We start from the raw sequence: 14123 nt of genomic DNA, 5'->3' as shown, positions 1-14123 counted from the left end.
CGCGCCAGACTGCCGCACACCACCAACCCTGCTTCCCTCTCCCGCGCCGCGTTTCCGTTAGCGCGAAAGAGGCGTGATTCTAAGCACCTGCCCCCAACCACGCAAGCCCCTTTGTGAAAATATTTTGAAAAGGCCCCCGTGCGCTGTCGCGCACGGGGGCTCGACGGGCCGCGCGATGCGGCTGACCTCCCGGTCGCCAGCAACACTTCCCTCTATATATAGAAGTGCGTCACTTGCCGCCCACCACTGCCTGCAGTTGCTCGATCGACACCGCATCGGCCATCGCCGTGTAGCCGGCGTCGCTCGGATGAATGCCGTCCCCGCTATCGTATCGACGCTGCAGCACGCTCGGGCGCACCGGATCGCGCAGCACGGCATCGAAGTCGACCACGCCGTCGAACCCGCTACCGCTCCGGATCCACCGGTTCACCTCAAGCCGGATCGCCTCGCGCCCCGCCGGCAGCCCAGCCGGCGTCAGCGTCGCGCCGAAGACCTTCACCCCCTGACGGTGCGCCGCTTCGATCAGCCGGCGGTAGCCGTCGATCAAAGATGCAGCCGTGACCTGCGTATGCGGGTGGTCGCAATCGAGCCCCGCGCGCGGCGGCATCGCCGCAAAGTTGATGTCGTTGATCCCGATCAGCACGATCGCGGCCTTCACACCCGCGCGCGACAGCGCATCGCGTTCGAATCGCGATGCCAGCGACGTGCCGTAGCACGCCGAATCGCTGAGCAGCCGGTTCCCGCTGATACCAAGATTCGCGACGCCGATCGACTCCACGCCGGAGGCGCTCAGCCGACGCGCCAGTGCGTCCGGCCAGCGACGGTTCCGGTTCACGCTCGAGCGCAGCCCGTCAGTGATCGAATCGCCGATCGCCGCTACGCTGGCACGCGCGGAGCCGGCCTCGACCGCGAGCTCGCTCACCCATGCGTATTGGGTAAAACGGGCGCGAAACGCGGCGGCGCCCGGATCACTCACGTGCCCCCCCGGTGCAGACACGTAATTGAACTGGTTCGACACGCGGTGCCAGACCGTCATCCGTTGGTTCGGCCCCATCTGGAGGCTGATCGCATACGGCCGCCCGGCCGCCACGTCGATCGCCACCGGATCGCTTTCGAGTTCCTGGCCCGGCGCCAGCGTCACGGACGCCTTGCCGCCGAACCGGACCGGCACCGCCGCGCCCGCAAGCGCCGCCCCTTCCCCGGCGCGCGCGAAGCTCGCCGCCTCGACGACCAGAGGCGCACGGCCGTATGCGTTGCTGACGCGGATCCGTGCGGCACGCCCCGACACCGTCGGATACACGATCTGGCGCACGGCCCGTCCGGCCACGTCGGGCGCACGATAAAGCGGCGGCGGTGCGGCAAGGTCGGGAATCGGCTGCAACGCGGTCGCCCACGCGGCCACCCACCCGGCCGGCGCGGCCGAGGCCGAGGCCACGAGCGGCGAGACAAAGACGGCCGCACCCAACATGGCCGCGGCGATACTGCTTCGGAATGACATCGGCAAAATCCTCATCGGAAAGCGGGCATTGTGCCGCAGAAGACGCGAACCCCACGCACCAGACCAGCATCACGTCACCCGATCGCGCCCCGACGTGCCTCGTTTACCCGAATCTCGCCGCAAATCCGCAAGAAATTTATTAACCGACCGGTCGGTTGGTTTATACTTCGCACATTCAACCTGACGAGAATCTCGCCATGTACACGCAATCCCTCGACATTCCCGGCAACGTCGCGCCGCTCGACGCCGCAGCCGAGTCGCCCGAGCAGGCGCGGTTCGATGCGGTCATGGCCGCCGACGGCAAGATCGAACCGCAGGACTGGATGCCCGACGCCTATCGCAAGACGCTGGTTCGCCAGATCTCGCAGCACGCGCACTCGGAAGTCGTCGGCATGCTGCCCGAAGGCAACTGGATCTCGCGCGCGCCGAGCCTGAAGCGCAAGGCGATCCTGCTCGCGAAGGTCCAGGACGAAGCCGGCCACGGCCTCTATCTTTATAGCGCGGCCGAAACCCTCGGCGTATCGCGCGATTCGCTGATCGACGCACTGCACGCCGGCAAGGCGAAATATTCGAGCATCTTCAACTACCCGACGCCGACCTGGGCCGACGTCGGCGTGATCGGCTGGCTCGTCGACGGTGCGGCGATCATGAACCAGATCCCGCTGTGCCGCTGCACGTACGGCCCGTATGCGCGCGCGATGATCCGCGTGTGCAAGGAAGAATCGTTCCACCAGCGCCAGGGTTTCGACGCGCTGCTGTCGATGATGAAGGGCACCGACGCGCAACGCGCGATGGTCCAGCAGGCCGTGAACCGCTGGTGGTGGCCGGTGCTGATGATGTTCGGCCCAAGCGACGCCGATTCGGTCCATAGCAATCAGTCCGCGAAATGGGGCATCAAGCGGATCACGAACGACGACCTGCGGCAGAAGTTCGTCGACGCGACGGTCGACCAGGCGAAAGTACTCGGCGTGACCCTGCCCGACCCCGACCTGAAGTGGAACGAGGCGCGCGGCCATCACGACTACGGCACGATCGACTGGGACGAATTCTGGCGCGTGGTCAACGGCGACGGCCCGTGCAACAAGGAACGCCTCGCGACCCGCGTGAAAGCGCACGAGGACGGCGCATGGGTGCGCGAAGCCGCACTCGCCCACGAGGCAAAGCGCCGCGCGCGCGCCGAACAGCACGCCGCCTGAGCGGCGGCACACCATCGAATTCAGGATTCAGGAGAAAGTGATGAACAAGGAATGGCCGATCTGGGAAGTGTTCGTGCGCAGCAAGCAGGGGCTCGACCACAAGCATTGCGGCAGCCTGCACGCCGCCGACGCGTCGATGGCGCTGCGCATGGCGCGCGACGTCTACACGCGCCGCCAGGAAGGCGTGAGCATCTGGGTGGTGCCGTCGTCGGCGATTACCGCGTCGGATCCGAACGAGAAGGCCGAGCTGTTCGAGCCGGCGGGCGACAAGATCTACCGTCACCCGACGTTCTACACGCTGCCCGACGAAGTCAACCACATGTAATGCCCGCGCCATGACGATCACGCCCGAACACCTCTCCTACGTGCTGCGCCTCGCGGACAACACGCTGATCCTCGGTCAGCGCAACGCCGAATGGTGCGGCCACGGCCCGATCCTCGAGGAAGACATCGCGCTCACCAACATGAGCCTCGACCTCATCGGCCAGGCACGCATGCTGTATACGCACGCGGCCGAACTCGAGCGCCAGCTCACCGGCGCAACGAAGACCGAGGACGACTACGCTTACTTCCGCACCGAGCGCGAGTTCGCGAACTTCACGCTCGCCGAGCTGCCGCACTACGGCCCGGTCGCCGGCACCGCGCACGCCGACAAGGACTACGCGGTGACGATCGTGCGCAACTTCCTGTACTCGGTACTGATGCTGCACGTGTGGACCGCGCTCGAAACGTCGACCGACACGCAGCTCGCCGCGATCGCCGCGAAATCGGTAAAGGAAACCCGCTATCACGTGCAGCACGCACGCGAGTGGCTCGTCCGCCTCGGCGACGGCACCGACGAATCGCACCGTCGCGCGCAGGACGCGCTCGACTACCTGACGCCGTACACGCGCGAATTCTTCGCCGCCGATGCGATCGACGACGCGGTCGCGGCCGCGGGCATCGCCCCCGCACCGGCCACGCTCGAAGCGGCATGGCGCGCTGACGTGGACGACGCGCTCGCGGAAGCGACGCTCACGCTGCCGGCCCCCGTTCAGCATGTGACGACCGGCAAGCAGGGCGAGCACTCGGAACACATGGGCTACCTGCTCGCCGAAATGCAAAGCCTCGCACGCCAGCACCCCGGCGCGACCTGGTAATCCCGACGCCACGGAGCCCGACGATGTCCGTCCAGACCGCCCCCGCTCATGTCGCGCCCACCGTGCACCGCGACGATCCGCTGCTCGCCCGTGCATGGGACGTGCTCGAAGCCGTGCCCGATCCCGAGATTCCGGTCGTGTCGATCCGCGAGCTCGGCATCCTGCGCGACGTCCGCCGCGCGGACGACGGCCAGCTCGAGGTCGTGATCACGCCGACCTACTCGGGCTGCCCGGCCATGTCGCAGATCGCCGAGGATATCGCCGCCGCGCTGCAGGCCGCCGACCTCCCGCCGCACCGGATCGAGACGGTGCTCGCGCCCGCGTGGACGACCGACTGGATCACACAGGAAGCGCGCGACAAGCTGCGCGCGTACGGCATCGCGCCGCCGGTCGGCCAGTGCGGCACCGCCGCGCCGCGGGAAAGCGTCGTGCGCTTCGTGCCGCGGCCGGTCGCGGCGCCCGCGTGCCCGCGCTGCGGCTCCGCCCGCACCGAGCGTCTCGCGCAATTCGCTTCCACGGCCTGCAAGGCGCTGTATCGCTGCGTCGACTGCCGCGAACCCTTCGACTACTTCAAACCTTATTAATCGATATGGCGACCCCGCAATTTCATCCGCTGCGTATCCGCGACGTGCGGCCCGAGACCGCCGACGCCGTAACCGTCTCCTTCGACGTGCCGCCCGAGCTGCGCGATGCGTACCGCTTCACGCAGGGCCAGTTCGTCACGCTGAAGACCCACATCGACGGCGAGGAAACGCGACGCTCGTATTCGATCTGCGTCGGCACGACGGACTACGACCGCGACGGCGAACTGCGCATCGGCATCAAGCGCGTGCGCGGCGGCCGCTTCTCGAACTTCGCGTTCGACTCGCTCAAGCCAGGCCACACGATCGACGTGATGACGCCGGACGGCCGTTTCTTCACCCACCTGAACGCCGATCACGGCAAGCAGTACGTCGCGTTTTCCGGCGGTTCCGGGATCACGCCGGTGCTCGCGATCGTGAAGACGACGCTCGAACTCGAGCCGCGCAGCACATTCACGCTGATCTACGGCAACCGCAGCGTCGACGCGATCATGTTCGCGGAGGAGCTCGAGGACCTGAAGAACCGCTACATGGACCGCTTCGTCCTCTATCACGTGCTGTCGGACGACCAGCAGGACGTCGCGCTGTTCAACGGCGTGCTCGACCAGGCGAAATGCGCGGAATTCCTCGACACGCTGACGCCGGCCGACGCGATCGACGAGGCGTTCATCTGCGGCCCCGCGCCGATGATGGATGCGGCCGAAGCCGCGCTGAAGGCAGCCGGCGTGCCGCAGGCGAAGGTGCACGTCGAGCGCTTCGGCACGCCGCTGCCGCAGGCCGGCGCGCCGGTCGTCGAAATCACCGACCAGACGCCGGCCGCCGACCTGGAAATCGTGCTCGACGGCAAGAAGCGCAAGCTGCGGCTGCCGTACGAAGGCGTGAGCCTGCTCGATATCGGCCTGCGTGCGGGCCTCGCGCTGCCGTATGCGTGCAAGGGCGGTGTGTGCTGCACCTGCCGCGCGAAGGTGCTCGAGGGCGAAGTGCGGATGGAAAAGAACTACACGCTCGAAGCGCATGAAGTAAAGGACGGCTTCGTGCTCACGTGCCAGTGCCACCCCATCAGCGACAAGGTCGTCGTGAGCTTCGACGAGCGTTGAGCGACGTCGCGTCGCGGCACCGGACGGTTTCTCGCCGTCACACATCTCGCTTACACTAGGGGCCGCCGGCCGGCTGGACATCGCAACGTCCGCCCGGCCGGCGGTTTTCTTTTGTTGACGACAGGCCGATGAGTACCATTCATGTGATTCAGGGCGGCACCGCCGCCGCGTCGCTGCGCGAGGCCCTCGCGCAAGCCGGACGCGACGAGCGCGTCGTCGGATTGCTCGACGATCTCGGCGTCGGGCCGCTCAAGGGTGCCGACGAGACGCCCGACACGCGCGCCGCCTTCTGGCAGCGCGTGCTAGGCGACCAGATTCCCGACTGGAACGCAGAGATCGAAGGCGAGTTCGCGCGCCTCGACCAGCTCGCGACGGATACGGGCCAGGTGGTCGTGTGGCATGCGCCGAGCGTCGGCGACAAACTGCTGCTGCGCCGCGTCGCCTATCACCTGCGCAACGTCCCGCAACGCCTGAACGAAGTGCGACTGTCGGCCGCCGACCTCGTCTCGGCGCAGCGCGCGGCGCTGTCGCGCACCGACCAGGCGTGTGCGACCGGCATGTTCTCGCCCGCCGAACTGGCGCGGAAGCGCCCGATGGCCGCGCCGATCTCGGTGCTGCGCATCGGCCGCCTCGCGCTCGAATGGCAGGAGGCGAAGCACCAGAACGCCGAGTTGCGCTACTGGGTCAGCAACACGATCAAGAGCGGCCACTATGCGGACCTCGACACGCTGATCGTCGCGCGCGCGGAAGCCGACTGGCGGCCCGCGGGGCGCCTCGTCGGCAGCATCATGGCCGACGCCGACCGCGGCGGGCTGTTCGTCAGCGACTCGATCGCCTGGTGGCGCTGCCGCGAGCTCGCGGCGGCCGGCCGGCTCGAGCTGCAGGACGACGCGCCCGACGCCCTCTCTTCCACGCAGGTGCGCGCAGCCCGCGCGGCCACCACGCACCGCTAATCTTCCGCATTCGACCATGGCCCGTACCCGAGCGCCCGACCACGAATCCCAGCGCGAGCAGATCCTCGATCTGGCCGCCGAGAAATTCGCGCAGACGAGCTACCCGAGCACGTCGATGTCCGATCTCGCAACGGCGAGCGGCACGTCGAAGGCACGCCTCTATCACTATTACGAGAGCAAGGAAGCGATCCTGTTCGACCTGCTCGACCGCTACACGAAGCGGCTGATGCTGATCATCGCCGAGGTCGAAGGGGCGAGCCAACGGCGCGGCCTCAGCGAGCGCGACGCGTTCGCGGAGCTGGTGCGCGCGTTCCTCGCCGAGTACGAAACGTCGCACAGCCGCCACGTCGCGCTGCTCAACGACGTGAAGTACCTCGAGGACGCGCAGCGCGAAATCGTGCTCGACCGTCAGCGCGACATCGTCGCGGCGTTCACGCGGCAGCTCGCACGCGCGTACCCGGATCGCATCTCGAAGGAAAACCAGACATCCGTGACGATGATGGTGTTCGGGATGATCAACTGGACGTTCACGTGGCTGAAGCCCGGCGGCCGCCTCGGCTACCGCGACTTCGCCGAGCAGGTGATCGACCTGATCGAACGCGGACTGTCGACGGCCGCCTGATTGCCGCACAGCAGCAAGCGTTGCAAGACGGGCACACTGTGGTCGCCTGTCGCGCATTTCATATGATGAATTTTAAATCTGTTAAAAATCAAATAGATACAAGATTAACTAAACAGGTTTAGAATTCATCCTCCAGTACAAACAAGGTCAAATACGGGTTTTCCCCAATCCGGGGGCCGACGGTCGGGTAAAATGCTGTTGCGTTGCACAACCCGCTGTACGGTCACACATTGAGGAACCCACGATGAACACGCAATTGAACGGCCCCGCCGATGTCGTCGGCACCGCCGGTAGTGCGCCGGTTCTCGTAAGGGAACTGGCTTCCAAAGACCGTGAGCAGATGCTCACCCACTTTCTCTCGCTCGACGAAGAGGACCGCCTGCTGCGCTTCGGCCAGATGGTGCCCGACCACGTGATCGAGAACTATGTCCGCACGATCGACTTCGGCCGCGACACCGTGTTCGGCGTGTTCGACCACGACCTCGAACTGATCGGCGTCGGCCACCTGGCCTATCTGCCGGCCGACGGCGACAAGCGCACGGCCGAATTCGGCGTGTCGGTGCTCGAAAGCGCACGCGGCCGCGGTGTCGGCTCGAAGCTGTTCGAGCGCGCGGCAATCCGCAGCCGCAATACGCACGTGACGATGCTGTACATGCACTGCCTGTCGCGTAACGCGACGATGATGCACATTGCGAAGAAATCCGGCATGCGGATCGAGTACGCGTACGGCGAAGCCGATGCGTACCTGTCGCTGCCGCCGGCCGACCACTCGACGATCATCGCCGAGATGCTGCAGGAACAGGCCGCGGTGTTCGACTACGCAATGAAGCGCCAGGCGCGCCGCACCACGAAGTTCATCGAATCGCTGATGCCCGCCGCCCTGACGGCGTAATGTCGGCCAGCCGGGCCGCGCCAGCGGCGCGCCCGGCCCCTCCCTTCCCCGCCGCGCACTAGCGCACCGAACGAATCGGCAACGCCGTCGTCTCCTTGAAGCAATCGAGCGAAAAGCTCGTCTTCACGTCGATCACCGACGGGTGATGCAGCAAGTGCTCCTGCACGAAGCGGGAAAAATGCGCCATGTCCTCGACCTGCACGCGCAGCAGGTAATCCATATCGCCCGTCATCGCGTGGCACGCGACCACTTCCGGCCAGGTCTGCACGGCCGCGCGAAACAGCTCCGCATGGGTCGCACCCGCACGCGCCGACGTCTCGTCGGCCCGCGCCGGCGCCAGACCGCCGCGCTTCTCGAGCCGCACGCTCACGTACGCGAGCAGGTCGAGCCCGAGTTTCTGCGGATTCAGCAGCGCGACATAGCCGGTGATCACGCCGATCTCCTCGAGCCGCCGAATTCGCCGCAGGCACGGGCTCGGCGACAGGTTCACACGCTCGGCGATCTCCTGGTTCGACAGGCGCCCGTTCTCCTGAAGAATCGCGAGAATCCGCCGGTCGATGGCATCCAATTCGACTTGCGCCATCTTCTGCCCTCCAATGAGCATACAAAGACTGGAAATTGCGCCATCGTAGGTTTGTGCAATTAAGTTCGCAAGTTTACGCTCGTGGCTGCCCGCTACACTCTGTCGCACGTACCGATTCGTCGCGCACGCCGCCGCGTGTGCCACGTTCGACATCGAACCAGGCCGGACCCGCGCACGTCGCCCCGGCCGATCGCCCCCACAGGAGACACGCCATGCAGATCCCGAACTGGGACAACCCCGTCGGCACCGACGGCTTCGAATTCATCGAATACACGGCACCGGACCCGAAAGCGCTCGGACAACTGTTCGAACGGATGGGTTTCACCGCGATCGCGCGCCACCGCCACAAGGACGTGACGGTGTACCGCCAGGGCGACATCAACTTCATCATCAACGCCGAACCGGATTCGTTCGCACAACGCTTCGCGCGCCTGCACGGCCCGTCGATCTGCGCGATCGCGTTCCGCGTGCAGGATGCCGCGAAGGCGTACCAGCGCGCGCTCGACCTCGGCGCATGGGGCTTCGACAACAAGACCGGCCCGATGGAGCTGAACATCCCGGCGATCAAGGGCATCGGCGATTCGCTGATCTACTTCGTCGACCGCTGGCGCGGCAAGAACGGTGCGCAACCGGGCGCAATCGGCGACATCAGCATCTATGACGTCGACTTCGAGCCGATCGCCGGCGCGAACCCGAACCCGGTCGGCCACGGCCTCACCTATATCGACCACCTGACGCACAACGTGCATCGCGGCCGCATGCAGGAATGGGCCGAGTTCTACGAGCGCCTGTTCAATTTCCGCGAAGTGCGCTACTTCGACATCGAAGGCAAGGTGACGGGCGTGAAGTCGAAGGCGATGACGTCGCCGTGCGGCAAGATCCGCATCCCGATCAACGAGGAAGGCTCGGATACAGCCGGCCAGATCCAGGAATACCTCGACGCGTACCACGGCGAAGGCATCCAGCACATCGCGCTCGGCGCCTCCGACATCTACCAGGCGGTCGATGGCCTGCGCAGCAAGGATGTGAAGTTGCTCGACACGATCGACACGTATTACGAACTGGTCGACCGCCGCGTGCCGAACCACGGCGAATCGCTGGAAGAACTGAAGAAGCGCAAGATCCTGATCGACGGAGCGCGCGACGACCTGCTGCTGCAGATCTTCACCGAGAACCAGATCGGGCCGATCTTCTTCGAGATCATCCAGCGCAAGGGCAACCAGGGCTTCGGCGAAGGCAACTTCAAGGCGCTGTTCGAATCGATCGAACTCGACCAGATCCGCCGCGGCGTCGTGCAGGACAAGGCCTGACGCATCCGGCGGGCGGCTGCCCGGGGCAACCCGGCAGCCCGCACGATCCGGCGGCGAAAAAAAGGGCGGGAATCCTCGGATTCCCGCCCTTTTTGCATTCCGGCGCGACCCGCAGGCCGCGCGACCGGATCAACGCGCGTTCGCCTTCGACTCGACGGCGCGCTCGGCCGACGGCTGCGCGACGGCGTCCTGGGCCGGCACGATCTGCTGCATCTGCGCGCCGGCTGCCGCCAGTGCGCTCGCGCCTCGCGCGTGCACCGGGCCGGTCATCGAGAAAAACGCGGCGGACACGATCAGGAAACTCTGGATATGGCGTGTGTTCATTGCACCTCCTGTAAAACTGCCGGCGCCTCCCCGATTGCGTCGAAACGAACCCACGCGGCCGGGCACCTCCGGCAGGCCGACAAGATTAACGGCATTTGCCCGCAAATGGGGGCAGCTTTACATGCATTTACATGATGTAACGCATGGTCATGCCCTTTTTCACCGGCGCGCCGCCGCATTTTGTCCGATGGGCGGCGGGTTTGCCCCAGTGCTACCATCGCTTGAAACCGGCCAATATGCCGGCCACTGCCGACGCGTCCACAAGATGCCCGAGGCAGTCGAGTTTTGGTGATCCCAAACTGGGTGGAGGAGACAGTTAATGAATGCCCCGCTAGACGCAGGCCAACGCGCATCGCTGGAAGCCGCGCTGAAGTCCGTCACGCTTGACGACAAATACACACTGGAACGCGGTCGCGCGTACATGAGCGGGATCCAGGCCCTCGTGCGCCTGCCGATGCTCCAGCAGGAACGCGATCGCGCCGCAGGCCTCAATACCGCCGGCTTCATCTCCGGCTATCGCGGTTCACCGCTCGGCGGCCTCGATCTGTCGCTCTGGAAAGCCAAGCAGCACCTGGCAGCCCACCAGATCGTCTTCCAGCCCGGCCTCAACGAAGATCTCGCCGCCACCGCCGTGTGGGGCTCGCAGCAAGTGAACCTGTACCCCGGCGCCAAGCACGACGGCGTGTTCGGCATGTGGTACGGCAAGGGCCCGGGCGTCGACCGCACGGGCGACGTATTCAAGCACGCGAACTCGGCCGGCTCGTCGCAGCACGGCGGCGTGCTGGTGCTCGCCGGCGACGACCACGCGGCGAAATCGTCGACGCTCGCGCACCAGTCCGAACACATCTTCAAGGCCTGCGGGCTGCCGGTGCTGTTCCCGTCCAACGTGCAGGAGTATCTCGATTTCGGCCTGCACGGCTGGGCGATGAGCCGCTACTCCGGCCTGTGGGTCGCGCTCAAGTGCGTGACGGACGTCGTCGAATCGTCGGCGTCGGTCGACATCGACCCGCATCGCACCGAGATCGTGCTGCCGACCGACTTCATCCTGCCGGAAGGCGGGCTGAACATCCGCTGGCCCGACCCGCCGCTCGTGCAGGAAGCGCGGCTGCTCGACTACAAGTGGTACGCGGCGCTCGCCTATGTGCGCGCGAACAAGCTCGACCGCATCGAGATCGACTCCCCGCACGCGCGCTTCGGGATCATGACCGGCGGCAAGGCCTACCTCGACGTGCGCCAGGCGCTGACCGACCTCGGCCTCGACGACGAAACCTGCGCGCGGATCGGCATCCGCCTCTACAAGGTCGGCTGCGTGTGGCCGCTCGAAGCGCAGGGCGCGCAGGCGTTCGCGCGCGGCCTCGACGAAATCCTCGTCGTCGAGGAAAAACGCCAGATCCTCGAATACGCGATCAAGGAAGAGCTGTACAACTGGCCCGACGGGCAACGTCCGCGCGTGTTCGGCAAGTTCGACGAGAAGGACGGCGCCGGCGGCGAATGGTCGGTGCCGATGGGCAACTGGCTGCTGCCCGCGCACTACGAGCTGTCGCCCGCGATCATCGCGAAAGCCATCGCGACGCGCCTCGAGAAGTTCGAGTTGCCGTCCGACGTGCGCGCGCGCATCGCCGCGCGGCTCGCGGTGATCAACGCAAAGGAAATGGCGCTCGCGAAGCCACACGTGCAGACCGAGCGCAAGCCGTGGTTCTGCTCGGGCTGCCCGCACAACACGTCGACCAACGTGCCGGAAGGCTCGCGCGCGATCGCCGGCATCGGCTGCCACTACATGACCGTATGGATGGACCGCAGCACGAGCACCTTCAGCCAGATGGGCGGGGAAGGCGTGCCGTGGATCGGCCAGGCGCCGTTCACGGACGAGAAGCACGTGTTCGCGAACCTCGGCGACGGCACCTATTTCCACTCGGGCCTGCTGGCGGTGCGCGCGGCGATCTCGTCGAAGGCGAACATCACCTACAAGATCCTCTACAACGACGCGGTCGCGATGACGGGCGGCCAGCCGGTCGACGGCGTGCTGACGGTGCCGCAGATCACGCACCAGCTCGCGTCCGAAGGCGCGAAGAAGATCGTGATCGTCACCGACGAGCCGGAGAAGTACGACGGCCAGAAGGCGCTGCTGGCGCCTGGCGTGACGATTCACCATCGCGACCAGCTCGACGACGTGCAGCGCGAGCTGCGCGAGATCGAAGGCACGACGATCCTGATCTACGACCAGACCTGCGCCACCGAGAAACGCCGCCGCCGCAAACGCGGCACGTATCCGGACCCGGCGAAGCGCGTCGTGATCAACGACGCGGTGTGCGAAGGCTGCGGCGACTGCTCGGTGCAGTCGAACTGCCTGTCGGTCGAGCCGCTGGAAACCGAATTCGGCACGAAGCGCCAGATCAACCAGTCGAGCTGCAACAAGGACTTCTCGTGCGTGAAGGGCTTCTGCCCGAGCTTCGTCACGGTCGAGGGCGGCCAGTTGAAGAAGCCGAAGGCCGTGTCGGTCGACGGCAACGCACTGCCGCCGATCCCTGAACCGACGCTGCCGGACATCGACCGCGCGTACGGCGTGCTCGTCACGGGCGTCGGCGGCACGGGCGTCGTCACGATCGGCGCGCTGCTCGGGATGGCCGCGCACCTGGAAAACAAGGGCGTGACCGTGCTCGACGTGACCGGCCTCGCGCAGAAGGGCGGCGCCGTGATGAGCCACGTGCAGATCTCGCACGCACCGACCGACATCCACGCCACGCGGATCGCGATGGGCGAAGCCGACCTCGTGATCGGCTGCGACGCGATCGTCACGGCCGGCGACGAGTGCACGTCGCGGATGCGGCACGACACGACGCGCGTGGTCGTCAACAGCGCGCAGACGCCGACCGCCGAGTTCATCAAGAACCCGAACTGGGCGTTCCCCGGCCTGTCCGCCGAGAACGACATCCGCGCGGCTGCCGGCGAAGCCGTCGATTTCATCGACGCGAACCGCTTCGCGGTTGCGCTGCTCGGCGACGCGATCTACACGAACCCGTTCGTGCTCGGTTACGCGTGGCAAAAGGGCTGGCTGCCGCTCACGCTCGCGTCGCTCGTCCGCGCGATCGAACTGAATGCGGTATCGGTCGAGAAGAATCGTGCGGCATTCGACTGGGGCCGCCGCGCTGCGCACGACCTGGCGAGCGTGAAGCAGGCCGCGGCCGGCGACGCGCGCCCCGCGCAAGGCGCCACGGTGATTTCGCTGCACACGAAGAAGGCGGTCGACGCGCTGATCGCGAAGCGCGTGGAATTCCTCACCGCGTACCAGAACGCCGCGTACGCAGCACGCTATGCGGCATTCGTCGACAAGGTGCGCGCGGCCGAGCGCGCGCTGGCGGACGGCGACACGGTGCAGGAACAGCTGACCGAAGCGGTCGCGCGCAACCTGTTCAAGCTGATGGCGTACAAGGACGAATACGAGGTCGCGCGGCTGCAGTCCGATCCCGCGTTCCTCGCGCGCCTGTCCGCGCAGTTCGAAGGCGACTGGAAGCTGAAGTTCCACCTCGCGCCGCCGCTGTTCGCGAAGACGGACGCGCACGGCCATCTCGTGAAAAAGGCATACGGCCCTTGGATGATGTCGGCATTCCGGCTGCTCGCGAAGGCGAAGTTCCTGCGCGGCACGGGGCTCGACCCGTTCGGCCGTACCGAGGAGCGTCGCACCGAGCGTGCGCTGATCGGCGAGTACGAAGCGCTGATCGGCGAGGTGCTCGCCAAGCTGAACGCGGCCAACCGCCCGCTCGCCCTCGAGCTTGCGGCGCTGCCGGACGGCATTCGCGGCTACGGCCACGTGAAGGAGAACAACCTGCGCGCGGTACGCCAGAAGTGGAACACGCTGCTCGCGAAGTGGCGGGCGCCGGCCGGCGGCCAGCCGCACCAGCAGGTCGCGTGACGGCACACGGCGGGCATT

General features: G+C 66.4%; 13 protein-coding genes. 10 read left to right on the top strand and 3 right to left on the bottom strand.

The features are described 5' to 3' along the window. Positions 1–229 precede the first annotated feature (229 nt). Positions 230–1498 carry an SGNH/GDSL hydrolase family protein gene (locus HWX39_RS22010; RefSeq protein WP_175969958.1) on the bottom strand — a complete coding sequence of 423 codons (1269 nt, stop codon included), beginning with the start codon at positions 1496–1498 and terminating at the stop codon, positions 230–232. A gap of 197 nt (positions 1499–1695) precedes the next feature. On the opposite strand from HWX39_RS22010, the gene paaA reads away from it, so the two are divergent. The 8 genes from paaA (at position 1696) to HWX39_RS21970 (ending at position 7978) form a co-directional block, all read left to right on the top strand. Next, entirely contained in the window at positions 1696–2694 is a 999-nt protein-coding gene (gene paaA, locus HWX39_RS22005) for a 1,2-phenylacetyl-CoA epoxidase subunit PaaA (protein WP_039366897.1), read from the top strand. Between the two features lie 40 nt (positions 2695–2734). After that, on the top strand, positions 2735–3019 hold the full coding sequence (gene paaB / locus HWX39_RS22000; protein ID WP_010092957.1) for a 1,2-phenylacetyl-CoA epoxidase subunit PaaB: 285 nt from the start codon (positions 2735–2737) through the stop codon (positions 3017–3019). Positions 3020–3029: 10 nt separating this feature from the next. Further along, complete coding sequence (gene paaC / locus HWX39_RS21995) at positions 3030–3833, top strand: 1,2-phenylacetyl-CoA epoxidase subunit PaaC (protein WP_175969957.1); 804 nt, start codon at positions 3030–3032, stop codon at positions 3831–3833. A gap of 23 nt (positions 3834–3856) precedes the next feature. Continuing rightward, the gene (paaD, locus tag HWX39_RS21990) at positions 3857–4417 is read left to right on the top strand and encodes a 1,2-phenylacetyl-CoA epoxidase subunit PaaD (protein WP_175969956.1); all 561 of its coding nucleotides are present in this window, start codon (positions 3857–3859) and stop codon (positions 4415–4417) included. A gap of 5 nt (positions 4418–4422) precedes the next feature. Further along, positions 4423–5511 (top strand): 1,2-phenylacetyl-CoA epoxidase subunit PaaE, encoded by a 1089-nt coding sequence (gene paaE, locus HWX39_RS21985; protein ID WP_175969955.1) that lies wholly within the window; start codon positions 4423–4425, stop codon positions 5509–5511. A gap of 128 nt (positions 5512–5639) precedes the next feature. Then, positions 5640–6464 carry a DUF1835 domain-containing protein gene (locus HWX39_RS21980; protein WP_175969954.1) on the top strand — a complete coding sequence of 275 codons (825 nt, stop codon included), beginning with the start codon at positions 5640–5642 and terminating at the stop codon, positions 6462–6464. 16 nt (positions 6465–6480) lie between these two features. Beyond that, positions 6481–7086 (top strand): TetR/AcrR family transcriptional regulator, encoded by a 606-nt coding sequence (locus HWX39_RS21975; RefSeq protein ID WP_006482923.1) that lies wholly within the window; start codon positions 6481–6483, stop codon positions 7084–7086. 244 nt (positions 7087–7330) lie between these two features. Beyond that, complete coding sequence (locus HWX39_RS21970; RefSeq protein ID WP_175958320.1) at positions 7331–7978, top strand: GNAT family N-acetyltransferase; 648 nt, start codon at positions 7331–7333, stop codon at positions 7976–7978. Positions 7979–8036: 58 nt separating this feature from the next. On the opposite strand, the gene HWX39_RS21965 is transcribed toward HWX39_RS21970, so the two are convergent. Next, positions 8037–8561 (bottom strand): Lrp/AsnC family transcriptional regulator, encoded by a 525-nt coding sequence (locus tag HWX39_RS21965; protein ID WP_175969953.1) that lies wholly within the window; start codon positions 8559–8561, stop codon positions 8037–8039. Between the two features lie 212 nt (positions 8562–8773). Here HWX39_RS21965 and hppD point away from each other — a divergent pair, with 212 nt between their 5' ends. Next, entirely contained in the window at positions 8774–9871 is a 1098-nt protein-coding gene (gene hppD, locus HWX39_RS21960; RefSeq protein ID WP_175969952.1) for a 4-hydroxyphenylpyruvate dioxygenase, read from the top strand. A gap of 129 nt (positions 9872–10000) precedes the next feature. Here the strand turns inward: hppD and HWX39_RS21955 are convergent, their stop codons facing one another. Next, a complete protein-coding gene (locus tag HWX39_RS21955; protein ID WP_046547411.1) occupies positions 10001–10195 on the bottom strand; it encodes a hypothetical protein in 195 nt (64 codons plus the stop codon). Positions 10196–10514: 319 nt separating this feature from the next. Between HWX39_RS21955 and HWX39_RS21950 the strand changes: the two genes are divergently transcribed. Then, on the top strand, positions 10515–14105 hold the full coding sequence (locus HWX39_RS21950) for an indolepyruvate ferredoxin oxidoreductase family protein (protein WP_175969951.1): 3591 nt from the start codon (positions 10515–10517) through the stop codon (positions 14103–14105). Positions 14106–14123 lie beyond the last annotated feature (18 nt).

The organism is Burkholderia sp. BCC0322, assembly GCF_902833045.1.
Taxonomy (GTDB): domain Bacteria; phylum Pseudomonadota; class Gammaproteobacteria; order Burkholderiales; family Burkholderiaceae; genus Burkholderia.
The sequence above is the reverse complement of the archived record's forward strand: the minus strand, read 5'-3'. Positions and strand labels throughout refer to the sequence as shown.